This is a genomic window from Streptomyces sp. NPDC096040 (genome assembly GCF_040303265.1).
Classification (GTDB): domain Bacteria; phylum Actinomycetota; class Actinomycetes; order Streptomycetales; family Streptomycetaceae; genus Streptomyces.
Map to the genome: position 1 here is coordinate 305,601 of NZ_JBEOTA010000001.1, position 25,043 is coordinate 330,643.

Sequence of the window (25,043 nt, forward strand, 5' to 3'; positions counted from 1 at the left end):
CACAATGAGAGGGTGACGCGGCAAAGCCCTCAAACGCAGGATTCTGGCGCAATGGGGGACCTGACGCAGGATGCTGTCCCGTCTCTCCTGAGCGAGGACGAGCTGGCGCTGATCAACGCCTTGCAACTGCACCCGCGCGCCTCCTGGACCGAACTCGGGCGCGCCCTGGACGTCGACCCGGTCACCGTGGCCCGCCGCTTCCACCGCCTCTCCGAGCAGGGCACCGCCTGGGTGGGCTTCTCCCCCGGCCCACGCCTCCTCGAACAGATCTGTGTGGCGTACGTCGTGATCGACTGCGCGCCGGGAACCACCGCCCACGTCGCCGAAGCCCTCTGCGCCCACCCCCACATGGTCACCATCGAACGCACGGCCACCGGCCACGACCTCCTCACCACGGTCGCCACCCGCGACCTGCCGGCCCTGTCCCGCTACGCCCTCGACCGGCTCCCCCACCTGCCCGGTGTCACAGCCGTACGATCCCGGATCGTCACACACATGTTCACCGAGGGCGGCCACTGGCGCATCGCGGCCCTCGCCCCCGCCCAACGTGCCCAACTGGCACCCCCGCCACCACCCCGCACCTCCGCCACCACCACTGCCGAGGCCACTCCCATCGACCGCGCCCTGGTCACCCACCTCGCCCACGACGGCCGCGTCTCCTACCAGACCCTGGCGCGGCACCTCGGCGTCAGCCTCTCCACCGCCAAACGCCGCATCGAACACCTCACCCGCCACGGACTCCTCCGCTTCCGCTGCGACTTCGCCCGTCCCCTCGGCGGCTGGCCCGTCACCGTGACCTTCTGGGCCAAGGTCCCGCCCGCCGACCTCCCCCACGTCGGCCAAGCCCTCATACGCCTCCCCGAAACCCGCAACTGCGGCGCGATCAGCGGCCCCCAGAACCTCATCCTCCAGGCCACCCTCCACTCACTCGCCGACATCCCCCGCCTGGAGACCCAACTGGCCACGGCCCACCCGACCCTGGACATCGCCGACCGCGTCATCACCCTCCGCCAGGACAAACTCCTCGGCCGCCTCCTGGACACCCACGGCCGCTCCATCGGCGTCGTACCGGCGGACCTGTGGGCGGAACCGGGCGTGTGAGCCGAGCTGTACCCCGCTAATGGGGAGGGTCCACGGTCTTGGTCCATCCCAGCGAAAGTCCCCAGGATCCGGTTGTCCGGGAAGTGACCGACACAGCAACGTTCTTGCGGCCGTGCGGGAGAGCCATCTCGTTGTACACGCCAGGGTCGCCGTCGGCGCACACGACGGTGAAGCCCAGGACAGAGCCGACCTTGACGTGGACTGTCCCGGAACCCGAGCAGATCACCGCCACCTCCAGGCTTCCCCGCCGAATCTCAGGGATCACCGGGAAGGAGTGCGGACCGGTCTTTCCCCCCGTTGTGATGAACGTTTTCTGCGCGTCGGGGAGCTGGGGCGGAATGCGCGGGTCCGCGGTGGCGGAAGGGACGGCGGAGGGTGCCGTGGACGAAACCGTTTCGGTCGGCGTCTCACTCGCCGTTGCCCGATCGCCGGTTGACGTCGTACTGGTGCAGCCGGTCAACGCAAGCAGGGCCCCCGAGACCACGGCGCCGGCGAAAACTACTGGACCCGCAAGTAGGCGCACTTGTTCCCCCGTGGATGCGTGTGGCTGGAAATGGCCGGTCGGACCGTCGCTCGCGGACTCTAGAAGATCAATAGGTACGCTGCGGGAACAATTGAGCGAACTTCGAGGTGCAGCTGCGGCGACCGGTGCCGGGCCGGTCGCGCGGTGGGCTGTCGTAGAGTGCGGCGTGGTGGGGACGTGGAAGTCGTTCGAGGGGGAGCCTGCCGTGGGTGCGCCGAAGAAGGAGCGGGTCGGCGGGGTGCCGGTCAGTCCCGAGGAGATGATCGCGGAGGCGCGGAAGGCGTTCTTCGTGATGTTCGCGCTGCTCGCCGTCGTCTGGCTGGTGCAGCTCGCCAACTACGCCGACCACTACGCCCTTTCCCGGGACTACGCCGTGGTCTCCGGCGACGTCGGCACGCTGCCCGACATGCTGGTCGCGCCGCTGCTGCACTGGAGCTGGGCACACATCGAGAGCAACTCCGGCCCACTGTTCGTCTTCGGTTTCCTCGCCGCCTACCGGGGGGTGCTGCGGTTCCTCGGGCTGACCCTGCTGATCGCGCTGAGCAGCGGCGTCGTGGTGTGGTTCTTCGAGAAAGGCGATGTGGCGACGGTCGGCGCCAGCGGTCTGATCTTCGGGTACTTCGGTTACGTCGTCGTGCGGGGGCTCTTCGACCGGCACCTGATCGACACGCTGATCGGCATCGTCATGGGCGCCTCCTTCGCCTACCTCCTCACCGTGGCCGTGCCCGGCACGCCGGGAGTGAGCTGGCTCGGACACCTCGGCGGGCTGCTCGGGGGCCTGGTGGGCGCCTGGCTCTTCCGGGACCGGCGCCCGCGGACCGGCACCGGCGAGGGAACCCCGCGAGCGGTGACCGGCGATGCCTCGCAGCCACGCTCCGACCTCTACAAGGAACTCGGCGACCTCGGCCTGCTCTGAGACGTCAGCCTGGAAACAAGCGGGGGCGCCAGGCAAAGCGGAATCCAGATGGTGGCCAACTCGCCTGCCCCATCCATACGTTGGAAAACTGGGACCTGCCGGAACAGCTCGCGCACTCGCGAAGAGGGTGTGAGTGCTCGCAGTTGACGAGACACCTGGAGCACGCCGCCACGGCCCGGCTCGGCCGGTCGAATCCGGTCGGACCCCGCGAGGCCGGGCGCGAACCACGGCCGGTGCGGGGGCGCGAGCGGTCGCGGTGTCAATTGCTGGTCCTCACTGGGGCTCCGGCTGCCGCGGTCCGCGCCCGGCGCCGTGCCGCGCCGGTGGCCAGCAGCACGCAGGCCCCAGCCGTGCCCTGAGGGCACGACGAGGGCACGACGGCTTCACGCGGGTTCAACGGCAACCAACGCCAGTAAACGCCATTCAGCCTGGTCAGCGAGTTTCCACAGGTGATGCACCAAGGGGCGGCACCCCCGCACAGGATGCCGCCCCTCTCTTGCGTGCCGGGGCCGCCGTCCATCGGTCTTGAGGGTCGGGGACGGACGGCGGACCCGGGGTTCACGGGAGGCCTGTGACGGCCTCAGCGGTGGTCGCTGCCCGCCGACCGGGTCGCCGCCCGGCCCGCCTCGAGGCGGGCCACCGGGATACGGAACGGGGAGCAGGAGACATAGTCCAGGCCCACCTCGTGGAAGAAGTGGACGGACTCCGGGTCGCCGCCGTGCTCGCCGCAGACGCCCAGTTTCAGGTCCGGGCGGGTGGCGCGGCCGGCCTGTGCCGCCGCTGCCACCAGGGAGCCGACGCCGTCCCTGTCGATCGTCTCGAAGGGGGATACGCCGAAGATGCCCTTCTCCAGGTAGGCCGTGAAGAAGCTCGCCTCCACGTCGTCCCGGCTGAAGCCCCAGACGGTCTGCGTCAGGTCGTTGGTGCCGAAGGAGAAGAACTCCGCGGCCTCCGCGATCTGGCCCGCAGTCAGGGCGGCGCGCGGGAGTTCGATCATCGTGCCGATCGACAGCTTGAGGCTGGTGCCCGTCGCCGCCTCCACCTCCGCGATGACCTGGTCGGCCTCCTCGCGGACGATCTCCAGCTCCTGGACCGTGCCCACCAGCGGGATCATGATCTCCGCGCGCGGGTCGCCCTTGGCGTTCTTGCGTTCGGCCGCGGCCTCGGCGATCGCCCGGACCTGCATGGTGAACAGGCCGGGGATCACCAGGCCCAGGCGTACGCCCCGCAGACCCAGCATGGGGTTCTGCTCGTGCAGGCGGTGGACCGCCTGGAGGAGGCGGAGTTCGTTCTCGTGGGGCTCCTGGCGGGATTCGGCGAGGGCCACCCGGACCGAGAGTTCCGTGATGTCCGGGAGGAACTCGTGCAGCGGCGGGTCGAGAAGGCGGACCGTGACCGGGAGGCCGTCCATGGCGGAGAGGAGTTCGACGAAGTCCTTCTTCTGGAGGGGGAGCAGGGCCCCGAGGGCCTCCTCGCGCTCTGCCTCCGTGTCCGCCAGGATCAGGCGTTCCACCAGCTCACGGCGGTCGCCGAGGAACATGTGCTCGGTGCGGCACAGGCCGATGCCCTGGGCGCCGAAGCGGCGGGCCCGCAGGGCGTCCTCCGCGTTGTCGGCGTTGGCACGGACGCGCAGCCGGCGCTTGCGGTCCGCGAAGGCCATGATGCGGTGGACCGCCTCGACGAGTTCGCCGGCGTCCTGGGCGCCCGCGTGCATCCGGCCTTCGAAGTACTCGACGACCGGGGAGGGCACGACCGGGACCTCGCCCAGGTAGACCTTGCCCGAGGAACCGTCGATGGAGATGACGTCGCCCTCCTCGACCACCTGGCCGCCGGGGACCGTCATCCGCCGGCGCTTGGTGTCGACCTCCAGCTCCTCCGCGCCGCACACGCAGGTCTTGCCCATGCCTCGGGCGACCACGGCCGCGTGGGAGGTCTTGCCGCCCCGGGAGGTCAGGATGCCCTCCGCCGCGATCATGCCGTCGAGGTCGTCGGGGTTGGTCTCGCGGCGGACCAGGATGACCTTCTCGCCGGAGCGGGACCACTTGACCGCGGTGTACGAGTCGAAGACCGCCTTGCCGACCGCCGCGCCCGGCGACGCCGCGATGCCCCGGCCGACCTGCCGGGCCTTCGCCTGCTCGTCGAAGCGGGGGAACATCAGCTGGGCCAGCTGGGCGCCGGTGACCCGCTGCAGGGCCTCCGTCTCGTCGATCAGGCCCTGGTCGACCAGCTGGGTCGCGATACGGAAGGCGGCGCCCGCGGTCCGCTTGCCGACGCGCGTCTGGAGCATCCACAGCTGACCGCGCTCGATGGTGAACTCGATGTCGCAGAGGTCCTTGTAGTGGTTCTCCAGGGTCTCCATGATCTGCATCAGCTGGTCGTACGACTTCTTGTCGATGTTCTCCAGCTCGGCCAGGGGGACCGTGTTGCGGATGCCCGCAACGACGTCCTCGCCCTGGGCGTTCTGGAGGTAGTCGCCGTAGACACCCTGGTGGCCCGAGGCGGGGTCGCGGGTGAAGGCGACGCCCGTGCCGGAGTCGGGGCCGAGGTTGCCGAAGACCATCGAGCAGACGTTGACGGCGGTGCCGAGGTCGCCGGGGATGCGCTCCTGGCGGCGGTAGAGCTTGGCGCGGTCGGTGTTCCAGGAGTCGAAGACCGCGCGGATCGCGAGGTCCATCTGCTCGCGCGGGTCCTGCGGGAAGTCCCGGTCGGCCTCCGCCTTGACGATCTTCTTGAACTTGGTGACCAGCTTCTTGAGGTCGGCCGCCTCCAGTTCCGTGTCGACGGTGACCTTCTTGGCGTCCTTTGCCGCGTCGAGGGCCTCCTCGAAGAGGTCGCCGTCGACGCCGAGGACGGTCTTGCCGAACATCTGGATGAGGCGGCGGTAGGAGTCCCAGGCGAAGCGGTCGTCGCCGGCCTGCTTGGCGAGGCCCTGGACCGACTTGTCGGAGAGGCCGATGTTCAGGACCGTGTCCATCATGCCCGGCATGGAGAACTTCGCGCCGGAGCGGACCGAGACCAGGAGGGGGTTGTCGGCCTGGCCGAGCTTCTTGCCCATCCGCTGCTCCAGCGCGTCGAGGTGCGCACTCACCTCGTCACGCAGTGCCACCGGCTCCTCGCCGCTGTCGAGGTAGACCTTGCAGGCTTCCGTCGTGATCGTGAAGCCCGGGGGAACGGGGAGCCCGAGGTTGGTCATCTCGGCGAGGTTGGCGCCCTTGCCACCCAGGAGGTCCTTGAGGTCCTTGTTTCCCTCGGTGAAGTCGTAAACGAACTTCGCTACGTGGGGTTCTTTGTTTTCCGACACGGGTCTCGACTCCCTGGAGGACGCGACGGCTGCCCTGACGTCGAGGAACATACCCAGATCGAAGGCGTCTGGGTACGTCTGCTTGCGTGTCATGCGCCCGTAACCGACCGTCCGCCACCGGATCGAAAGTCAAAGCTTGGCAAGCAGAGACCGGGCTAGGTTTTCATTTCTTGAACGCAAGGCCGCTCACTGTCGCACTATTTCGCTCAGATGAGCGGAGTGACTGCATGTCTGATTTCGATCGATGAACGATCAAGGGGTGGCACCCAGTGCCACCCCTTGGAGAAGTGCAGTCGCTCATGATCCGCTCATCTGAGCGCAACCCTTATCAAGGGTGGCGAGAATCACGCTGCCACAGACGCCGGGATTTCACCATGCGGACATGGAACGGACGCGGAAAGGGGACGGAAACAACCGCGTCATCTCAGCCGCAGCGGCAGCGGCCGGCAGCCGCCTCACATCCCCAGCGCCAGCAACCGCTCCTCCACCCGCTCCGGCGCGTACAGATGCTCCACGACCAGCGCCCCGGCACCGATCACCCCCGCCCGGTCCCCCAGCCGCGAGGTCACGACGTCCAGGTGGGCGGTGGAGCGGGGCAGTGCCCGCTGGTACAGCAGTTCCCGCACGCCGGTGAGGAACGACGTGCCCGCCAGATCCCCCGCGATCATGAGCACGCCCGGGTTCAACAGGGTCACGACCGTCGCCAGTACGTCCCCGACCCGGCGACCGGCCTCCCGGGCCAGTGCCGCCGCCTCCGGATGGCCCGAGGCGAGCAGATCGCGCACATCTGAGCCGGAGGCCGCCGGAACCCCGGCCTCCGCCAGCCGCCGGGCCACGGCGCCGCCGCTCGCGACGGCGGCGAGGCAGCCGTACGAACCGCAGCGGCACTGCGCCTTGGCGCCCACCCGGATATGCCCGATGTCCCCTGCGCCGCCGTCGGTGCCCCGGTAGATCGAGCCGTCGACCACGACCCCGGCGCCGATCCCCGTCGAGACCTTGACCAGCACGAACGCCGAGCAGCCGGGGTATCCCGTGCGTTGCTCGCCGTACGCCATCAGGTTCGCGTCGTTGTCCACCAGGACCGGGACCCTCGGCGGTGCGCCCGTGTGCTCGGTGAACGCCCTGGCCATGCGGCCGCATATGTCGTAGCCGTCCCAGCCGGGCATGATCGGCGGCTGGACGACCCGGCCGGTCTCGGTGTCGACGGGCCCCGGTACCGCGAGGCCGATCCCGCACACCTCCGTCGCCCGGTGGCCGGCCTTCTCCAGCAGCTCGGCGAACCAGCGGCCGAGTTCGGTGAGTACGGCGTCCGGACCGTCCTGGACGACCAGCGTGCCGGAGTGCTCGGCCAGGATCTCGCCGGTCAGGGAGAGGACGGCGGCCCGGGCGTGACGGGTCTCCAGGTCGGCGGCGAGGACCACCGCGTGCGAGTCGTCGAATTCGAGGGTGATGGAGGGACGGCCGCCCAGCGGGGAGTCGACCGGGCCGCCCGCGCCCTCGCGCAGCCAGCCCGCGCGGAACAGGCGGTCCAGGCGCAGCCCGACGGTCGCACGGGAGAGTCCGGTGGCCTGCTGGAGGGCGCCCCGGGTCACGGCCCGTCCGCTGCGCACCAGCTCCAGCAGTTCGCCCGAGCTCGCCTGCCCGCCGCCCTTGCCGGTTCTGCCGGGACGTCCGGTCATGCGCACCCCCTTGTGTTTCTCAAGCTTGCATTACATATTGAGTTTTGCGTGTTAAATAGACGTAACCCTACGGTAGCCACAGCCGAACCCGGCCGGCCGGACGTCTTCGGGGAGCCCCGAGTGGATCGCACTGCCCAGCTCACAGCCCCTGCGCTCGATCGCGAGATCGCATACGATCCACCGTCCACCCGCACCACCGGACCAGGGTTCCTGCACGTCAGGGCCGCAGGCGTGCTCGCCGACAACTGGACCGGCAGTTCGACCGTGCCGTCGAGGAGCCTGTATCCGCACCAGTGGTCGTGGGACTCGGCGTTCATCGCGATCGGCCTGAGGCATCTGTCGCCGCTGCGCGCCCAGACGGAGCTGGAGACGCTGCTGGCCGCCCAGTGGGCCGACGGGCGGATCCCGCACATCGTGTTCAACCCCTCCGTGCCCCTCGACGCGTACTTCCCGAGCCCCGACTTCTGGCGCTCCTCGACCGCGGGGCGCGCCGCGGGCGCCCCGCGCACCGTACAGACCTCCGGGATCGTGCAGCCACCGGTGCACGCGCTGGCGGCCTGGCTGGTGCATCTGGCCGACCCGGGCCTGTCGCGGGCGCGCGGCTTCCTGGCCACCGTCCACCCGCGGCTCGCCGCCTGGCACCGTTATCTGCTGCACCGGCGGGACCTCGGCGGCGGCGGTCTCGCGTCCGTCGTGCACCCCTGGGAACAGGGTATGGACAACAGCCCCTGCTGGGACGCCCCGCTGGCCCGGGTCGCGCCCGCTCCGGCGCGCTCCTTCCAACGGGCCGACCTGGACCACGGGGCCGCCGAGGACCGGCCGACGGATCTGGACTACGGGCGGTACGTGCGGCTGGCGACGGACTACCGGGACGCCGAATACACCGACCGGCAGCGGGAGTTCGCCGTCGAGGACCCGGCGTTCAACGCGCTGCTCATCGCCTCCGAGCACGCCCTCGCGCGGATCGCCCAGGAACTGGGGGCCACGGGTACGGCACGGCACGCGCGAGCGGAGCGGCTGACGGCGGCGCTGGTGGACCGGCTGTGGGATCCGGAGCGGGAGATCTTCCTCTGCCGGGACCTGCGGGGCGGCGGGCTGATTGCCGAACGCGGCGTCTCGGGTCTGATCCCGCTGATCCTCCCGGAGTTGCCGCGCGAGATCGCCGCCGCGCTGGTCCGGACGCTGAGCGGCCCGCACTTCGGCACCGGCACGCATCTGGTCCCCAGCTACGACCTGCTCGGCGAGGCCTTCGACCCGCACCGGTACTGGCGCGGCCCGGCCTGGGCCAACACCGGCTGGCTGCTGGAGCGGGGGCTGCGCGAGCACGGCGAACGGGAGCGGGCGGACGCGCTGGGCGAGGCGGTCGTACGGACGGCCGAGGCGACCGGGTTCGCCGAGTACGTCGACCCGTACACGGGTGAGGCATGCGGCGCGACCGGGTTCAGCTGGACGGCGGCGCTCGCGCTCGATCTGCACCACCGGCTGCACGTACCGCACGACGAACGCCGGAAACGTCAAGAACCAGACAAGAGCTGACAAAACGGAGTGTCTTCCGCAGACACCGCACGTTCGACCTGAGGGACAGAGGAGGGGACCGGGGATGACGGACCGGCATCATCTGCTCGTGCACGGCGCGACGTTCGCCGCCGTGGACGACCGCGGAGACATCAGCGGTGTCCGGGGCGGCGGCTCCCCGGACGGGTTGTTCGTACGGGACGCCCGGCACCTCAGCCGCTGGCAGCTGACGGTCGACGGGGCGCTGCCCGAGGTGCTCACCCCGGTGGCCGACGGGGACGGCACCCGGTGTGTCCTGGTCCCGCGCGGCGGCCGCCGGGAACCGCCCGCGCACACGATCTTCCGTGAACAGGCCGTCGGCGACGGCTCGTTCGCCGAGTCCCTGCGGGTCACCAGCAACCGCCCGGTGCCGACCACCGTCCGCCTCGCGATCACCGCCGACGCCGACTTCACCGACCAGTTCGAACTCCGCGCCGACCACCGCACCTACACCAAGTCCGGCGCCGTACGCTCCCGCCAGGTCCTCGACGACGGACTCGACTTCAGCTACCGCCGGGGCGAGTGGCGGTCCTGTACGACGATCACCGCCGAGCCGGCCCCGGACGGCGTCGAGGAGACCGGGACCGGCGCCCGGCGGATGGTGTGGACGCTGGAACTCCCACCGCACGGCACCACCGAGCTGGTCGTACGGGTGATCGGGCGCCCGCACGGTGACCGGCGGGCGCTGCGCGTGCCCCGCGACCCGGCCGCGCTGAACGAGCAGCTCCTCGCCCTGGAAGGGGAGTTCGTGGAGGGCGTGGCCTTCCCGACCGGCTGGCCCGAGCTGGCGGCGGCCTGCGCCCGCGGCCTCTCCGACCTCGCCGCGCTCCAGGTGCCGGCCACCGGACCGGACGGCGAGGAGCTCAAGGTCCCCGCCGCGGGCGCCCCCTGGTTCCTCACCCTCCTCGGCCGCGACGCCCTCATCACCTCCCTCTTCGCCCTCCCCTACCGCCCCCGGCTGGCCGCCGCCACCCTCCCGGCCCTCGCCGCCACCCAGGCCACCGAGACCGGCGCGCACTCCGTGGCCCAGCCCGGGAAGATCGTCCACGAGGTACGGCACGGGGAGCTGGCGCACTTCGGGCAGGTTCCGTACGGCCGTTACTACGGCTCCGTCGACGCCACCCCGCTCTTCCTGATCCTGCTGGGCGCGTATGTGGAGCAGACCGGGGACACCGGCATGGCCCGGCGCCTCGAGTCGAACGCCCGCGCGGCCATCGGCTGGATGCTCGACCACGGCGGGCTGACCTCACGCGGCTATCTCGTCTACCGCGCCGACAAGGGCGGCCTCGCCAACCAGAACTGGAAGGACTCCCCCGGCGCGATCTGCTCCGCCGACGGCAGCCGGCCGGTGGGCACCGTGATGGCGGCGGGGGCGCAGGGATACGCCTACGACGCGCTGCGCCGGACGGCGTGGGTGGCGCGGTCGGTGTGGAGCGACGAGAAGTACGCGGCGCTCCTTGAACAGGCCGCCGCCGATCTGCGGGACCGGTTCCAACGGGACTTCTGGATGACCGAGTCCGCCTTCCCCGCGCTCGCCCTGGACGGAGAGGGCCGGCAGGTCGACGCGCTCGCCTCGGACGCCGGGCATCTGCTGTGGTCCGGGCTGCTCGACAAGGAGTACGGGGAGGAGGTCGGGCGGCGGCTGCTGGAACCGGACTTCTTCTCGGGCTGGGGGGTACGGACGCTGGCCGCGGGGCAGGCGGCGTACCACCCGTTGTCGTACCACCGGGGTTCGGTGTGGCCGCACGACAACGCGCTGATCGCGTTGGGGCTGGCGCGGTACGGGTTGCACGACGAGGCCCGAACCGTGGCACACGGGCTGGTGGACGCGGCGACGGCCGGCGGGCATCGGCTGCCGGAGGTGCTGGCCGGGTACGGGAGGGACACGCATCCGGAGCCGGTGCCCTATCCGCATGCGTGTGTGCGGGAGTCCCGCTCGGCGGCGGCTCCGTTGGCGCTGCTCACCGCCGTGGGCGGGGCGTAGAAGGTGGGAGGTTCGCTGCGGGCCGGTGGGGGCTGAGCGCGCCCGCGCGGCGGAGCCGCACATCGGCTGGGGCCCCGTGCCCCTCAGGGGCGCGCTGTATTTGCCCCTTGTTTGCCGAAAGCCCTGAACAGGGGCCTTGTGTGAGCCGTACGGGAAGATGGCGGGCCGGGGCCTCCCCGGCATTGGCCCGCCGATTCCGTTTCACGGGTCTCGCACGGAAGGACCTCCGGGTTGCCTCAGCACACGAGCATTCGCCAGTCATCGGACACGCCCTCCGGGACGTCCGAACGCGAGGTCGCACCGGAGGAGTCCGAGGCCCTGTCGTCCGAGCCGGAAGCGGCTCCCGAGACCTCCGGGCCAACCGCCGAGGCGACTGCGGAAACGTTGCCGGCAGAGCCCGAGGAGGCGGCCGCGGAGAGCGCCGCCCCGGATGCCGAGTCCCCGGAAGGGGGACTCGAATCCGTCGCCGAGCCCGAACCGGCACCCGCCGTCGCGGCCGAGCGGTCGGCGTCCGTCGCCGAATCCCCTGGCGCCGAGTCCGAGTCCGAGTCCGAGTCCACCGGATCCGAGTCCACCACGACCGGGTCCAATTCCGCTCCCGGCCCCGAACCCGCATCCACCGCCGGCCCCGAACCCGCATCCACCGCCGGCCCAGAAGCCGTGTCCGCCGCAGAAGGCGAGCGCGAACCCACCCCCGCCTCCGCGCCGGACGCCACGGACGACCCGGCCCCCGCCACCCCTCGTCGTCGCGGCTGGGCCTCCTGGAGCGGCCGGGTTCGTGAGCGGCGGGCGGCCTGGCGGGACGCTCATCCCGCCACCGCCTCCGCGCTGTCCGTCGGCGTCACCGTGCTCTGCGCCGCGCTGGTGATCGCCGCGCTGGTGATGCCGAACACCCTCGTCGGGCTCGGGCCGGCGAAGTTCCTGCGAATACCGTCCGAGGGGATCATCGCGGCCGCCGTCGCGCTGGCGCTGCCCCGGCGGCCCCGGATCGTGCTGGCCGCGGTGTTCGGCGTCGTGCTCGGTGCGCTGACCCTGATCAACTTCCTCGACATGGGGTTCACCGAGTACCTGGGCCGGAGCTTCAACGCCATCCTGGACTGGAGCCTGCTCGCCGACGCGGAGTCGTACCTGGAGGACACCCTGGGCCGCACGGCCACCGTCGCCGTCAGCGTCGGTGCCGTCGTCCTGGTGCTGCTGCTGTTCGTGCTGCTCGCCCTGGCGACGGTGCGGCTGAGCAATCTGCTGGCCCGGCATCCCGGGCGGGCCACCCGAGGCACGCTGATCGCGGGTGTCGTCTGGATCACCTGCTCCTCCTTCGGTCTCCAGATCGCCGGCGGCGTGCCGCTGGCCTCCGACCGCACCGCCACCGCGCTGGAGATCAAGGCCCGCCAGGTGCGGGACACCCTGCACGACGAGGCGGAGTTCCAGAAGGTCGCCAAGGTGGACGCCTTCGGGAACACCCCGGCCGGCCAGCTGGTGCCGGACCTGCGGGGCAAGGACGTGATCTTCACGTTCATCGAGAGCTACGGCCGCAGCGCCGTCGAGGACCCGATCATGGCGCCCGGCGTCGACAAGACGCTCGACGCCCAGACCCGGTCTCTCGCCAAGGCCGGCTACGCCGCGAAGAGCGGCTGGCTGACGTCGGCGACCTATGGCGGCAGCAGCTGGCTCGGTCACTCCACGACCATGTCGGGGCTGTGGGTGAGCAACCAGCAGCGCTACCGGACCGTCATGGCCAGCGACCACCTCAGCATCACCAAGGCGTTCCAGAAGACCGGTGACTTCGACACGGTCGGTGTGATGCCGGGCATCCAGAAGGGCTGGCCCGAGCAGAGCTACTACGGCCTCGACAAGGTCTACAACGCCTTCCAGCTGGGCTACAAGGGACCGAAGTTCAGCTGGTCGACCATGCCCGACCAGTACGCGCTCCAGCAGTTCCAGGACCGGGTGCACAGCAAGAAGCCGGCCGACGGCAAGTCACGGATGTCGTTCCTGATCCTGACCTCCAGCCACCAGCCGTGGGCGCCGATCCCGAAGATGGTGCCGTGGGACCAGCTGGGCGACGGTTCGGTCTTCGACGCCATCCAGAAGGCCGGCAACAAGGCGTCCGACGTCATCGCCGACACCACCAAGTCCCGCCAGGAGTACGGCAAGTCGATCCAGTACTCGGTGACCGCGCTCACCCAGTGGCTGGAGCGCTACGGCAACGACAACACGGTGCTCGTCTTCCTCGGCGACCACCAGCCGATCGCCCGGGTCAGCGGCAACCACGCCAGCCGTGACGTGCCGATCTCGATCGTCGCCAAGGACCCGAAGATGCTCGAGAAGATCGACTCCTGGAACTGGACCGACGGTCTGCGCCCGGCGCACAACGCCCCGGTGTGGAAGATGAGCTCGTTCCGCGACAAGTTCCTGGCGGCGTACGGCTCCACGCCGCACCCGAAGACGAACTGACCCTCAGGACGTCTCCGTCGCCGCCCGCGCCACTTCGACGAACTCCTCCAGGCACCGCGTGAATCCCTGGCGGGCCTCGTCGAAGCGGGCGCGGGCGTCGGCTTCGCCCACGGAGTGCCGGTACAGGGCACGGTTGGCGCGCGTCGCAGCTTCGAGGACCGCCTGGGCCGCCTCGGCGGCGGTGGCGGGGCCTTCGAGGGCCACGATCCGGACGCTGTGCAGTAGCAGGTCGTACGAGCTCCGGAGCTCCGCGCGCAGTCCGTCGAGGCTGGTGGGCAGCACACCGGGACCGGCGGTCAGGAAGAAATCGGCCTTCCAGTACAACTCGCCGTTGGCGTGGGCCTGCCCCATGAAGTCCGCGTAGGCCGCGCGGCGTAACTCCCGGGCCCGGGTCAGCTGCTGGGCCCGCGCCGAGGCCTCCGCCTGCACTCTGGCCGCGCGCGCGTTCACCCGGTTGGTGACCCAGCCCGCCGGCACCGCCGTACCGCCGGTGAGCGCCGCGACCCACACCGCACTGTCCCCCATGGCGGCAAGTGCCGGAGAACCCCGGCCCACTGTCGAGGCCGCCTCGAGCCTCAGCCGCCGGACGTGTCCAGCTCCGCGTCCTCGTCGATGCCCGCGCAGTCGTAGGGGTCCTTCAGCCAGCCGTCCGGCAGCACCACCCGGTTGTTGCCGGACGTACGGCCGCGGGGACCGTCGGCGCCCGTGGGCCAGGGCTGGTCGAGGTCCAGCTCGTCCAGGCCCGCGCGGAGTTCGGCCAGGGAGGAGGTGATGGCGAGGCGCTTGCGCATCTCGCTGCCGACGGCGAAGCCCTTGAGGTACCAGGCGACGTGCTTGCGGAAGTCGATCACTCCCTTGGACTCGTCGCCGAGCCACTCGCCGAGCAGGCCGGCGTGCCGGACCATGACGTCGGCGACCTGGCGCAGGGACGGGCGCGCGATGTCTTCGTGACGACCCTCGAACGCGGCGACCAGGTCCGCGAACAGCCACGGCCGGCCCAGGCAGCCGCGCCCGACCACGACTCCGTCGCAGCCCGTCTCCCGGACCATCCTGAGCGCGTCCTCGGCCGACCAGATGTCGCCGTTGCCGAGGACCGGGATCTCCGGGACGTGCTCCTTGAGCCGGGCGATGGCCTCCCAGTCGGCGGTGCCGCCGTAGTGCTGGGCGGCGGTGCGGCCGTGCAGCGCGATGGATGTGACGCCCTCCTCGACCGCGATCCGGCCGGCGTCGAGGTAGGTGATGTGGTCGTCGTCGATGCCCTTGCGCATCTTCATGGTGACCGGGAGGTCGCCGGCGCCGCTCACCGCCTCGCGCAGGATCGCGCGGAGCAGGTGGCGCTTGTACGGGAGGGCCGAGCCGCCGCCCTTGCGGGTGACCTTGGGGACCGGGCAGCCGAAGTTCAGGTCGATGTGGTCGGCCAGGTCCTCCTCCGCGATCATGCGGACGGCCTTGCCGACGGTGGCCGGGTCGACGCCGTACAGCTGGATCGAGCGCGGCTTCTCGGTCGCGTCGAAGCGGATCAGCTGCATGGTCTTCTCGTTGCGTTCGACCAGCGCCCGCGTCGTGATCATCTCGCTGACGAACAGGCCCTTGCCACCGCTGAACTCTCTGCACAGGGTGCGGAAGGGCGCGTTGGTGATCCCGGCCATGGGGGCCAGGACGACCGGCGGCCGGACGGTGTGCGGGCCGATCTGGAGCGGGGTCGTGGACTCGGGCATTCCCCCATTGTCCCGTATGGCGCACGGTGCTCGGCAGGCCTGTGGACAACCGCCCCTCCCGCACCCTCCGTTACGATCATGTAGCACTCATTAGTTAGACGCACTATCGACATGGGCGTACGATGGGACGCATGCCCGAGCTGAGCCCCCGCCGACGCATGCTCGTTCTCGCGATCTGCTGTATGAGCCTGCTGATCGTGAGTCTCGACACCACTGCCCTCAATGTCGGCCTGCCGTCCATGCAGCGTGAGCTGCACGCCTCGACCGCCGGTCTGCAGTGGACCATCGACGCCTACACCCTGGTCCTGGCCTCGCTGCTGATGCTCGCGGGGTCGACCGGCGACCGGGTCGGCCGCAAGAAGGTCTTCATGACGGGCCTGGTCGTCTTCACGCTGGGCTCGCTGCTCTGCTCGCTGGCGCCGAACCTCGATTCGCTGATCGCGTTCCGCATGGTCCAGGCGGTGGGTGGCTCGATGCTCAACCCGGTGGCGATGTCGATCATCACCAACACCTTCACCGACCCGCGTGAGCGGGCCCGGGCGATCGGCGTGTGGGGTGCGGTGGTCGGCATATCCATGGCCGCCGGCCCGCTGGTCGGCGGCCTGCTGGTGGAGTCGGTCGACTGGCGCGCGATCTTCTGGGTCAACCTCCCGGTGGGCCTCGCCGCGCTCCTGCTGACGCTGCGTTTCGTGCCGGAGTCCCGGGCGCCGAAGGCCCGCCGGCCCGACCCGGTCGGCCAGGTGCTGGTCATCGCGCTGTTCGGCGCGCTGACGTACTCGATCATCGAGGCGCCGACGGCGAGCGCGGCCACGGTGGTCCCCTTCGGAGTGGTGGCCCTCGCCGCCCTGACCGGCCTGCTCTGGTACGAGCCGAGGCGCGACGAACCCCTCATCGACCTGCGTTTCTTCCGCTCCGTGCCGTTCAGCGGGGCCACGGTGATCGCGATCAGCGCGTTCGCCTCGCTGGGCGGCTTCCTCTTCCTCTCCACGCTCTACCTGCAGAACGTGCGCGGACTGGACGCCCTGCACGCGGGCCTGTGGATGCTGCCGATGGCGGTCCCGATGTTCCTGTGCGCGCCGCTCGCCGGGCGCCTGGTCGGCAGCCGCGGCCCGCGGTTGCCGCTGGTGATCGCCGGGGTCGCGATGACCGCGAGCGCGGTGCTGTTCGCGGCCTTCGAGGCGGAGACCTCGAACGCCACTCTCTTCGTCGGCTATGTCCTGTTCGGCATCGGCTTCGGCTTCGTGAACGCGCCGATCACCAACACGGCGGTCTCCGGTATGCCGAGGTCCCAGGCGGGCGTCGCGGCCGCGGTCGCCTCCACCAGCAGGCAGCTGGGCCAGACGCTGGGCGTGGCGGTCATCGGCGCGGTCCTCGCGTCGGGGATCGGCTCGTCGTCGTACCACCAGACCTTCGTGACCGCCGCCCGCCCCGGCTGGTGGATCCTCGCCGCCTGCGGCGTCGCGGTCCTCACCATCGGTGCCGTGACGAACGGCCGTTGGGCCCGGGCGACGGCCGAACGCACGGCGGAGCGTCTGGAGTCGGCGGAGATACGCCAGGTTGTGGGAGCCGGGGAGCGGGCGTAGTCCTGGCCGGCCCGCCACTGGCCGGTGGAGGTCAGCAGGAGCGGAGCATGCGCTGGTGGCGGGTCCGTACCGCCCGCGCCAGGGTGCCCAGGGCCAGGGACTGGAGTAACGCCGATATGACGATCACGGCGATGAAGCCCCAGGTCGGCAGGTCCGCCGTGCCCCATGCCGCCCTGGCCGGCGCCGCGACGAGCGGGAACGCGGGGAAGGTGACAAGCCGCGGCCAGAGCCAGGCGAAATCCTGCTCCGGGCCGTCGGCGGCGGCGAGGGAGTCGACCGCGGCCTTGGCGACGACGACGGCGACCACGGCGAGATAGGCCATCGAGACGCGGTTGGCGACCGTCAGACGGACAAGGGTGCGCGCAGGGCCGGTTGTCATCGGTCGTCCCCCGGGGCCGGTCGTCGGTTTCTCTTCCTCCGTGCATGGTCGGCCGCCGGACGGCGCCCTGTCCTGAGTACCCGTACTCAGCCCTGCCCGGCGGAGGCGGCCAGCGCGTACAGCTTCTCCAGCCGTTCACGGGACTCCTCGTCCGTCGGGATGTAGGTCACCATGCGCGCCCCGGTCTCGGGAGTCAGCCACAGGTCCGTGTGGTCCAGGGAGAGGAAGCCGACGTACGGGTTGAGGAACTGCTTGGTCCGGGTGCGGCGGTCCACCACCTCGTAGCGCTCCCAGTTCGCGCGGAACTCCGGGGACTCCGCCGTCAGCCGCTTGACCAGCATCTTCCAGGCGGGCTCGCCGAGGTGGCCGGCCATGGAGGAGCGGAGTTTCGCGGCCATCAGACGGCGGGTCTCCTCCAGGTGCACGATGGAGCGGCACCACTCGGGGTGGGTGTAGACGAGGATCATGCAGTTGCGGTCCTCGGGCGGGACCGCGTCGAGGTCGCACAGCAGGCGGGCGTAGGTGCGGTTGTAGGCGAGGATGTCGTAGCGGCTGTTCTGGATGCAGGCCGGGAGAGGCTCCAGGGTCCGGAGCATCTCGTGCAGCGCCGGGGTGACGCCCGTGCAGCTCGCGGCCGGGGTCGGGTCGACGGCACCGGCCAGCTGGAAGAGGTGGGCGCGCTCGCTGCCGTCGAGGAGGAGGGTGCGGGCGAGGGCGTCCAGGACCTGCACGGAGACCTGGATGTCCCGTGCCTGTTCGAGCCAGGTGTACCAGGTGACGCCGACCGCGGAGAGATGCGCGACCTCCTCGCGGCGCAGGCCGGGCGTGCGGCGGCGGGCGCCACGCGGCAGGCCCACCTGCTCCGGGGTGATCCGCTCCCGGCGGCTGCGCAGGAACGCGCCCAGTTCGTGCCGCCGGACAGACGCGCTCCGTACCGGCCGAGCCTTCTCACGAGCCGTGGTCGTCATGCCTCCAGCCTGCCGCCTCGCGGATCCTGTTGCCAGGTACTTCTCCTACCAGGATAAAGAGACTCTGGTACCTGTCTCGGCGCCGGAGCAGGCTCAGCACCATGACCGAAACCGTCACCACTCCGGCCGTACGGTCCCCGGCCGCGCCGCCCGCGCTCGGCGGGCCCGGACTGTTCACCGTCCTGCTGGCCGCGGCCCTGCCCCTCATCGACTTCTTCATCGTCAACGTCGCCCTGCCCACCATCGGGACCGATCTGCACGCGAACGAGTCGGTCCTGGAACTCGTCGTCGCCGGGTACGGCGTCGCCTACGCCGTGCTGCTCGTACTCGGCGGCCGGCTCGGCGACCTGTTCGGGCGCCGCCGGCTCTTCCTCGCCGGCATGGCCGCCTTCGGACTGACCTCGCTGGCCTGCGGACTCGCGCCCGGCGCCTGGTCGCTGGTGGCCGCCCGGGTCGCCCAGGGTGCCTCGGCCGCCGCGATGCTCCCGCAGGTCCTGGCCACCATCCAGGCCGCCACCAGCGGCGGCCGCCGTGCCCGGGCCATGAGCCTGTACGGCGCCACCGCCGGCCTCTCGATGGTGGCCGGGCAGATACTCGGCGGGGTGCTGGTCGCCGCCGACATCGCGGGCACCGGCTGGCGCTCCGTGTTCCTCGTCAACGTGCCGGTCGTGGTCGTCGGGCTGGTGCTCGGCGCCCGGTTCGTGCCGGAGACGCGGTCGCAGCGGCCCGAGCCCGTCGACGGAGCCGGCACCGTGCTGCTCGCCCTCTCCCTGCTCACCCTCCTCGCCCCGCTCACCGAGGGCCGGGCGGCGGGCTGGCCGCTGTGGACCTGGCTGTCGCTGGCCGCGTTCCCTGGGGTGGCCACCGCCTTCTACGCCGTGGAACGCCGCGCCGACCGGGCCGGCCGTACCCCCCTTGTCCCACCGAGCCTGTTCGAACTCGCCTCGCTGCGCCGGGGTCTGGTGCTGATGTTGCCGTTCTCCGTCGGCTTCAGCGGGTTCATGTTCGTGATCGCCGTGGCTCTGCAGAGCGGGGAGCACATGGACCCGGTCCCGGCGGGGCTGGCGCTCGCGCCGATGGCCGTCGCCTTCCTGTTCGTGTCGCTGGCCGGGCCGCGGCTGATCGCCCGGTACGGCAGCCGGGTGGTGTCCGCCGGCTCGGTCGTCCAGGGGATCGGCATCGCCCTCATCGCGCTGGCCGCCGGGCGGGACTGGCCGCACCTGGACTTCACCGGGCTGCTCCCCGGGGTCGCGGTCGCCGGAGCCGGTCAGGCTCTCCAACTCCCCAACGTGCTGCGGCTGGTGATGTCGGAGGTGCCGCCCGCGCGGGCCGGCGTCGGCAGCGGGGTGATGGTCACCACCCAGCAGTCCGCCCTGGCCCTGGGCGTGGCCACCCTGGGCACCCTGTTCCTGTCCCTGGTCCCGCACCAGGGCACCCGGGACGCCCTGGTCACCACGCTGCTGGTGCAACTGGGCCTGGTCGTGGTGACCGGCCTGCTCAGTCTGCGACTGCCGCGCACAGTGAACTGACCGCACCTCGGCCGTCAGCCACGCCGGACCAGGCGCTTCGCCGCAAGCGCCGCGAAGTGCCGTCGTCCGGCTGCGGCGCCGCCGTGGCTGGTCGCGCTCCGCGGCGGAGCCGCTGATCGATGCGGCCCCGCGCCCCTTCGGGGCGCTCAGGCTCCGCTGCCGCCCAGTTCGAACCAGACGATCTTGCCGGTGCCCAGCCGGGTCGTGCCCCAGCGCCGGGCCAGTCTGTTCACGAGGTACAGGCCCCGGCCGTGCTCCTCGTCGGGCGAGGCCCGGCGCGGCCTGGGCAGTTGGGGCACGTCGTCGCCGACCTCGCAGCGCAGCACGTCGGTGCGCAGCAGCCGCAGGCTGATCGGGCGGGAGGCGTGGCGTACGGCGTTGGTGACGATCTCGCTGACCAGCAGCTCGGCGGTGTCGGTGAGTTCCTCCAGGCCCCAGCCGGCCAGGGCCTGCCGGGTCAGCCGGCGGGCCCGGCCGGGGCTGCCGGCCTCCGGTTCGAAGGTCCAGTACCCCACGTCGCTCGGCGCGATGCCGTCGAAGCGGGCGGCGAGCAGCGCGATGTCGTCGTCCCGGTCGCCCGGCCCGAGCATGTCGAGGACCTCGTCGCACAGCGCCTCCAGCGGGGGCGGCCGGTCGGGGCCGGTCAACTGGGCGGTGGCGGCGAGCCTTTCCCGCAGCTGCTCGATGCCGGTCCACACGTCGCGCAGCCGGGACTCGACCAGGCCGTCGGTGTAGAGGAGCAGGGTCGCCCCGGCGGGCGCGTCCAGTTCGACCGCCTCGAAGTCGATGCCGCCGACGCCGATCGGTGCGCCGGGCGGCACCGCGAGGACCTCCGTCTTGCCGCCGGGGTGCAGCAGGATCGGCGGCGGATGACCGGCGTTGGCGACGGTGATGCGGTGCGAGACCGGGTCGTAGACGACGTACAGGCAGGTCGCCATGCGGTCGGTGCCGAGGCGCTGGGCCTGCTCGTCGAGGTGGTGGAGCACCTCCTGCGGGGGCAGGTCGAGGCCGGCCAGGGTCAGCGCGGTGGTGCGCAGCTGGCCCATGACGGCGGCCGAGGTCATGGAGTGCCCCATGACGTCGCCGACGACGAGGGCCACCCGGCTGCCGGGCAGCGGGATCGCGTCGTACCAGTCGCCGCCGACCCGGGCGGTCTCGGCGGCGGGGAGATAGCGGACGGCCAGCCGGACGCCGGTGGGCCGGGGCAGGGAATGCGGCAGCATCGCGCGCTGGAGCCGGTCGGCGATGAAGGCCTCGCGGCTGTACAGCACCGCCTTGTCGACGCCGAGCGCGGTGTGGGTGGCCAGCTGGGCGGCGACCAGCAGGTCGGCGGGCTCGAACGCCGGGCGTTCCGGGCGGCGCAGGAAGATCACCGCGCCGGTGACCCGGCGGCGGCCGCGCAGCGGGGCGAGGATCGCGTGCGCACCGGACCAGCCGTTCAACGCGCTGTCCTCGCCGACGAGTTCGCTCAGCGCGGCCCGGGTCGCCGGGTCGTCCGCGAACACCGGCCGGACCCCGCGCAGCACCTCGGCGAGCGCGCCGCCGGGTACGACCTCGCTCCAGTCGGCCGCGTCCAGGTCGTCCTGTTCGTCGTCCACGGTCTCCGCCGGCCAGACCAGGCCCTCGGCGCCGGGGCCCTTGATCCGGTCGGTGCGGCGCAGCCGCAGCACGGCGGGGCCGGCGGGGCGTTCGTCGCCGACCGGCAGCGGGTCGCGCAGATAGACCAGGGCCGCGTCCGAGAACGTGGGTACGGCGGCCCGGCACAGGCCGAGCACGATCTCGTCGGTGTCGAACCCGCGGGCGATCCGGCGGGTGGCGGCGCCGACGTAGCGCAGCCGGTCCTCGTCCGGGGCCCTGGGCGCGGCGGCGGGCCGGGCCTGCGGGGCGGCGGTGTCCTCGCTCACGCCGAGCGCGGCCTGTGCCGACAGCGCGTCGGCCAAGGCGATGTCGTCCACCACGAAGTCCTCCCGGTCCATGCGCCGCAGGAACACCGCCACGCCCACGACGGCGTCGGGCGCGCGCAGCGGGGCGAGCAGGACCCTGTTGCCCTGCGGGAGGCGGGGGGTGGTCCCCAGCAGCTCACGGAGGGCCTCCTCGATGTCGTCCGGACCTCTGCCGCGCGCTCTGCCGCACCGCAGGAGCCCGGCCAGCACACTGTCGGACGGCACCGGGGTGACGGCTGGGGGCGCTCCGCCCATCAGACCGCCGAGTTCGGCCGGCGGCCCGTCGAGGAGCAGGCGCAACGGGCCGTCCGGGTCCCGCCGTTGGTCGGCGAGGTAGACGAACACCCCGTCCGCCAGGTCCGGAACGGTCGACAGGCACAGTTCCCTGACGACCTGGGCCGCGCCCTCGGCGCGAGCGATCCGGCGGCCGGAGACGGCCAGGAAACGTTGAGGATCCGGCAGCATCGCCTCTCCGTGCCGGTGGCCGCTTCAGCTAGGGTCGCTCTCATCTTGAGCCTTGGTCAATGCCGTGTCCAGGGTTTCCGCCGGTACACCAAGTCGGGCTCACGGTCGGGCGGTTGGTCCGACGGTTGGGATGTACACGAAAACGGCCTGCCCAGCGGCCGAAACCCGGCCGCCCGGAAACGGCTTGGCCAACTCGCTGTGAAGAAATCCCTGTTGATGTTGGTCTTGCTGCACACTCCTCCCGTCGACACGTGCCGAACGGCAGATCGGGCACGGACTCGGAGGCGTCATGTCACAGATCGACTCGAGCAAGGTCAGCCGCTGGGACCAGCACGGGCGGGAACACACGGTGCGGGTGCAGCGCACCGGCATCCAGCGCACGATCAGGTGTGACACCTGCGGCTGGCAGCAGGGCGCGCAGTTCCTGCCCTGGCTGAAGGCGGAGGAGCATCTGGCCGAGGCCCACCAGGCCACCGTGGACCCCGCGGGAGCCCAGCCCTCCCGATGAGTTTCCGCCGGCGTGGGAGTCGTACACACGACCGCACCCGACGGAAGGACGACCGATGACCATGACCCCGCTCCACGCCACCCTGCACCGTCATGTGGACAACGGAGCGGTCCCGGGAGCCGTCGGGCTGGTCGCCCGGGGTGACGACGTCGAGGTCGTGACCGTCGGCGACCTGGATGCCGGGGGGTCCGCGCCGATGACCCGGGAGTCGATCTTCCGGATCGCGTCGATCACCAAGCCGATCACCGCGGCGGCGGTGCTGATGCTGGTGGACGAGGGCCGGATCGGGCTCGACGACCCGGTGGCCGAGTGGCTCCCGGAACTCGCGAAGCCGGTGGTGGTCCGGACGCCCGCGAGCCCTGTCGACGACGTCGTGCCGGCGGACCGTCCGGTGACCGTCGAGGATCTGCTCGGCTTCCGCACCGGCTGGGGCCTGCCCGACGACTTCTCCCTGCCCGCCGCCCAGGCCCTGTTCGCGGTGCAGGATCACAGCCGCCCGTTCCAGGACTGGCCGGACCCGGACACCTGGCTGGGCCTGCTCGCCCAGGTGCCGATGCTGCACCAGCCGGGCGAGGCCTGGCTGTACGGCACCTCGTCCGCCCTCCAGGGCATCCTGGTCGCGCGGGTGTCGGGCCGTACCCTCCCCGACTTCCTGGCGGAACGGATCTTCGAGCCGCTGGGCATGCGGGACACGGCGTTCGAGGTGCCGGCGTCGAAAAGGCACCGCTTCACCTCCGCCTACGCCCCCGCCGAGGACGGCACCCCGCGCCTGACGGACACCCCGGACGGCGACTACAGCCGCCTGCCGCGATTCCCCTCGGGCGGCGGGGGCCTGGTCTCCACGGCCGACGACTGGCTCGCCTTCGCCCGGCTGCTGCTGAACGCCGGCGCCGCCCCGGACGGCCGCCGTCTCCTCTCCGTCACTTCGGTCAGCCGGATGACCACCAACCACCTGACGGCGGCCCAGCGCGAGAGCGCCACCCTCTTCCTGGAGGGCCAGGGCTGGGGGTACGGCGGCCAGGTCGACGTCACCCCGGCCGACCCCTGGAACGTCCCCGGCCGCTACGGCTGGGTGGGCGGCACCGGCACCACGGCGCACCTCGTCCCCACCACCGGCACGGTCACGGTCCTGCTGACCCAGGTGGCCATGACGAACCCGACGCCGACACCGCTGATGCGGGACTTCTGGCAAGCCACGGCCCAGCCTCCCGTTACTGCATTCGGGTGATAGCGCAGGTAAGAATCGCGAGGCCAGCGCACACATCGCCACCTGCGGACTTTACCGAAGCAAAGGGTGGCGCTCACCGCTTCCGGAACTTCCCGGGTCGCCGCCGCGCGCGACCCGGCCAAGCTTGGAGGAGTCCCCCGTCCCCTTCGACAGGAGCTCTGCCATGCACCCCATCCACCGCCCGGTGTCCCGGGCCCTCGCCGCCGGCGCACTCTCCCTGGCCCTGCTGTCGGCCGGCAGCGCCGGCGCCTTCGCCGCGGAGGCCAAGCCGAGCCCCGCGCCGAGCAGTCCCAGCCCGAAGCCGAGCCCGTCCATGTCCACCATGGGCTCGATCACGGTCAAGGCGAGCAAGACCTCGGTCAAGTCCGGTGACACGGTGACCTTCATCGGTCGCACCCACGACCTGAAGATCGGCTCGCCGCTGGTCCTCCAGCACGAGAACAACGGCAAGTGGACCTCGCTCAAAGCGAGCGTCAAGGTCAAGAACGGCAACGCCTACTCCCTGACCGCGAAGCTCAACACCAAGGGAACCCAGCATCTGCGGATCGCGGCGGTCGGCAAGAAGGTCTACTCCCCGACCGTGACGGTCAAGGTGAACTGAGGCCGCGCAGCAGCAGGTCCACCATCGAGGCGAAGTCCGCCTCGACCTCCGGCCGCACCCACTCGCGCGCGTAGCCCGGGTCGTGGAAGCGGCCGGTGGCCTGGAAGACGACCCGGGCCGCCGCGGCGGGGTCGGACACGGTGAAGGCTCCCGTGCCGACCCCGTCCCGGAGGATCTCGGCGAGCTGCCCGGTCAGGTCGTCTATGTGCTCGGTGACCGCCGGGCCGTTCTCGTCGACCAGCACCATGTAGGTGGCGAACAGCTCCGGGTCGTCGCCCGACTTACGGCGCTTGGCGTCGAAGAGCGCCCACAGCCAGTCGCGCAGCCGCTCCTTCGGGGCGCGGTCCTCGGCCACGATGACGGACAGGACCATCGAGGTGCGGTCCAGCCACCGCTTGGTCACCGCCTCCCGCAGCGCCGCCTTGGTCCGGAAGTGCCGGTAGACACTGCCGTGGCTGACGCCGAGCGCGCGGGCCACGTCCACCACGGTGGCCTTGGCCGGGCCGTGCCGGCGCAGCACCTCCTCGGTCGCCTCGAGGATGCGCTCGGCGGTGAGGGTCGGGGGCGGGGACGTGGCTGTCATGGCCTAGACGGTACCCAAAGCCGTCG

Annotated in this window: 18 protein-coding genes; 10 read left to right on the forward strand and 8 right to left on the reverse strand. The window is 71.4% G+C overall.

The genetic code is table 11. From position 1 onward, the window contains the following. Positions 1-51 precede the first annotated feature (51 nt). Both ABTY98_RS01405 and ABTY98_RS01410 read left to right on the forward strand, forming a co-directional pair. A complete protein-coding gene (locus ABTY98_RS01405; RefSeq protein ID WP_352218795.1) occupies positions 52-1,101 on the forward strand; it encodes an Lrp/AsnC family transcriptional regulator in 1,050 nt (349 codons plus the stop codon). 728 nt (positions 1,102-1,829) lie between these two features. Further along, complete coding sequence (locus ABTY98_RS01410) at positions 1,830-2,540, forward strand: rhomboid family intramembrane serine protease (protein ID WP_352218796.1); 711 nt, start codon at positions 1,830-1,832, stop codon at positions 2,538-2,540. 580 nt (positions 2,541-3,120) lie between these two features. On the opposite strand, the gene ppdK is transcribed toward ABTY98_RS01410, so the two are convergent. Then, positions 3,121-5,841: a pyruvate, phosphate dikinase gene (gene ppdK / locus ABTY98_RS01415; protein WP_352218797.1), complete on the reverse strand. Its 2,721-nt coding sequence runs from the start codon at positions 5,839-5,841 to the stop codon at positions 3,121-3,123. A gap of 455 nt (positions 5,842-6,296) precedes the next feature. Then, positions 6,297-7,520, reverse strand: a complete 1,224-nt coding sequence (locus ABTY98_RS01420) for an ROK family transcriptional regulator (protein WP_352218798.1) — start codon at positions 7,518-7,520, stop codon at positions 6,297-6,299. Positions 7,521-7,640: 120 nt separating this feature from the next. Between ABTY98_RS01420 and ABTY98_RS01425 the strand changes: the two genes are divergently transcribed. From ABTY98_RS01425 to ABTY98_RS01435, 3 genes are all read left to right on the forward strand, one after another. Then, positions 7,641-9,056, forward strand: a complete 1,416-nt coding sequence (locus ABTY98_RS01425; RefSeq protein ID WP_352218799.1) for an MGH1-like glycoside hydrolase domain-containing protein — start codon at positions 7,641-7,643, stop codon at positions 9,054-9,056. 64 nt (positions 9,057-9,120) lie between these two features. Then, positions 9,121-11,058: an amylo-alpha-1,6-glucosidase gene (locus ABTY98_RS01430; protein ID WP_352218800.1), complete on the forward strand. Its 1,938-nt coding sequence runs from the start codon at positions 9,121-9,123 to the stop codon at positions 11,056-11,058. A gap of 882 nt (positions 11,059-11,940) precedes the next feature. After that, positions 11,941-13,512, forward strand: a complete 1,572-nt coding sequence (locus ABTY98_RS01435) for a sulfatase-like hydrolase/transferase (protein WP_502994119.1) — start codon at positions 11,941-11,943, stop codon at positions 13,510-13,512. Positions 13,513-13,515: 3 nt separating this feature from the next. On the opposite strand, the gene ABTY98_RS01440 is transcribed toward ABTY98_RS01435, so the two are convergent. Then, complete coding sequence (locus ABTY98_RS01440; protein WP_352218801.1) at positions 13,516-14,037, reverse strand: hypothetical protein; 522 nt, start codon at positions 14,035-14,037, stop codon at positions 13,516-13,518. Between the two features lie 50 nt (positions 14,038-14,087). After that, positions 14,088-15,230 (reverse strand): tRNA dihydrouridine synthase DusB, encoded by a 1,143-nt coding sequence (gene dusB / locus ABTY98_RS01445; RefSeq protein ID WP_352218802.1) that lies wholly within the window; start codon positions 15,228-15,230, stop codon positions 14,088-14,090. Between the two features lie 131 nt (positions 15,231-15,361). On the opposite strand from dusB, the gene ABTY98_RS01450 reads away from it, so the two are divergent. Beyond that, a complete protein-coding gene (locus ABTY98_RS01450) occupies positions 15,362-16,813 on the forward strand; it encodes an MFS transporter (protein WP_352218803.1) in 1,452 nt (483 codons plus the stop codon). Positions 16,814-16,844: 31 nt separating this feature from the next. Here the strand turns inward: ABTY98_RS01450 and ABTY98_RS01455 are convergent, their stop codons facing one another. Next, on the reverse strand, positions 16,845-17,192 hold the full coding sequence (locus ABTY98_RS01455; RefSeq protein WP_352218804.1) for an SCO4225 family membrane protein: 348 nt from the start codon (positions 17,190-17,192) through the stop codon (positions 16,845-16,847). Between the two features lie 86 nt (positions 17,193-17,278). Then, positions 17,279-18,160, reverse strand: a complete 882-nt coding sequence (locus ABTY98_RS01460; protein ID WP_352218805.1) for a helix-turn-helix transcriptional regulator — start codon at positions 18,158-18,160, stop codon at positions 17,279-17,281. 101 nt (positions 18,161-18,261) lie between these two features. Between ABTY98_RS01460 and ABTY98_RS01465 the strand changes: the two genes are divergently transcribed. Next, on the forward strand, positions 18,262-19,689 hold the full coding sequence (locus ABTY98_RS01465; protein WP_352218806.1) for an MFS transporter: 1,428 nt from the start codon (positions 18,262-18,264) through the stop codon (positions 19,687-19,689). Positions 19,690-19,835: 146 nt separating this feature from the next. Here ABTY98_RS01465 and ABTY98_RS01470 read toward each other — a convergent pair whose 3' ends face one another. Further along, complete coding sequence (locus tag ABTY98_RS01470) at positions 19,836-21,665, reverse strand: ATP-binding SpoIIE family protein phosphatase (RefSeq protein ID WP_502994121.1); 1,830 nt, start codon at positions 21,663-21,665, stop codon at positions 19,836-19,838. A 721-nt stretch (positions 21,666-22,386) separates the two neighbouring features. On the opposite strand from ABTY98_RS01470, the gene ABTY98_RS01475 reads away from it, so the two are divergent. The 3 genes from ABTY98_RS01475 (at position 22,387) to ABTY98_RS01485 (ending at position 24,434) form a co-directional block, all read left to right on the forward strand. Then, the gene (locus ABTY98_RS01475; RefSeq protein ID WP_352218808.1) at positions 22,387-22,605 is read left to right on the forward strand and encodes a hypothetical protein; all 219 of its coding nucleotides are present in this window, start codon (positions 22,387-22,389) and stop codon (positions 22,603-22,605) included. A gap of 61 nt (positions 22,606-22,666) precedes the next feature. Then, the gene (locus ABTY98_RS01480) at positions 22,667-23,833 is read left to right on the forward strand and encodes a serine hydrolase domain-containing protein (RefSeq protein ID WP_352218889.1); all 1,167 of its coding nucleotides are present in this window, start codon (positions 22,667-22,669) and stop codon (positions 23,831-23,833) included. Between the two features lie 163 nt (positions 23,834-23,996). After that, positions 23,997-24,434: a hypothetical protein gene (locus ABTY98_RS01485; RefSeq protein WP_352218809.1), complete on the forward strand. Its 438-nt coding sequence runs from the start codon at positions 23,997-23,999 to the stop codon at positions 24,432-24,434. On the opposite strand, the gene ABTY98_RS01490 is transcribed toward ABTY98_RS01485, so the two are convergent. Next, positions 24,421-25,017 (reverse strand): TetR/AcrR family transcriptional regulator, encoded by a 597-nt coding sequence (locus ABTY98_RS01490; protein WP_352218810.1) that lies wholly within the window; start codon positions 25,015-25,017, stop codon positions 24,421-24,423. The two genes, ABTY98_RS01485 and ABTY98_RS01490, sit on opposite strands and share 14 nt — an antisense overlap. Positions 25,018-25,043 lie beyond the last annotated feature (26 nt).

What these genes read in the sequence shown, in the direction of transcription:
- ABTY98_RS01405 (WP_352218795.1), top strand. Translation starts at nt 52, where the DNA reads ATGGGGGACCTGACGCAGGATGCTGTCCCGTCTCTCCTGAGCGAGGAC.
- ABTY98_RS01465 (WP_352218806.1), top strand. Translation starts at nt 18,262, where the DNA reads ATGACCGAAACCGTCACCACTCCGGCCGTACGGTCCCCGGCCGCGCCG.
- ABTY98_RS01450 (WP_352218803.1), top strand. Translation starts at nt 15,362, where the DNA reads ATGCCCGAGCTGAGCCCCCGCCGACGCATGCTCGTTCTCGCGATCTGC.
- ABTY98_RS01455 (WP_352218804.1), bottom strand. Translation starts at nt 17,192, where the DNA reads ATGACAACCGGCCCTGCGCGCACCCTTGTCCGTCTGACGGTCGCCAAC.
- ABTY98_RS01420 (WP_352218798.1), bottom strand. Translation starts at nt 7,520, where the DNA reads ATGACCGGACGTCCCGGCAGAACCGGCAAGGGCGGCGGGCAGGCGAGC.
- ABTY98_RS01460 (WP_352218805.1), bottom strand. Translation starts at nt 18,160, where the DNA reads ATGACGACCACGGCTCGTGAGAAGGCTCGGCCGGTACGGAGCGCGTCT.
- ABTY98_RS01440 (WP_352218801.1), bottom strand. Translation starts at nt 14,037, where the DNA reads ATGGGGGACAGTGCGGTGTGGGTCGCGGCGCTCACCGGCGGTACGGCG.
- ABTY98_RS01430 (WP_352218800.1), top strand. Translation starts at nt 9,121, where the DNA reads ATGACGGACCGGCATCATCTGCTCGTGCACGGCGCGACGTTCGCCGCC.
- ABTY98_RS01485 (WP_352218809.1), top strand. Translation starts at nt 23,997, where the DNA reads ATGCACCCCATCCACCGCCCGGTGTCCCGGGCCCTCGCCGCCGGCGCA.
- ABTY98_RS01480 (WP_352218889.1), top strand. Translation starts at nt 22,667, where the DNA reads ATGACCCCGCTCCACGCCACCCTGCACCGTCATGTGGACAACGGAGCG.
- ABTY98_RS01470 (WP_502994121.1), bottom strand. Translation starts at nt 21,665, where the DNA reads ATGGACCGGGAGGACTTCGTGGTGGACGACATCGCCTTGGCCGACGCG.
- ABTY98_RS01475 (WP_352218808.1), top strand. Translation starts at nt 22,387, where the DNA reads ATGTCACAGATCGACTCGAGCAAGGTCAGCCGCTGGGACCAGCACGGG.
- ABTY98_RS01490 (WP_352218810.1), bottom strand. Translation starts at nt 25,017, where the DNA reads ATGACAGCCACGTCCCCGCCCCCGACCCTCACCGCCGAGCGCATCCTC.
- dusB (WP_352218802.1), bottom strand. Translation starts at nt 15,230, where the DNA reads ATGCCCGAGTCCACGACCCCGCTCCAGATCGGCCCGCACACCGTCCGG.
- ABTY98_RS01435 (WP_502994119.1), top strand. Translation starts at nt 11,941, where the DNA reads ATGCCGAACACCCTCGTCGGGCTCGGGCCGGCGAAGTTCCTGCGAATA.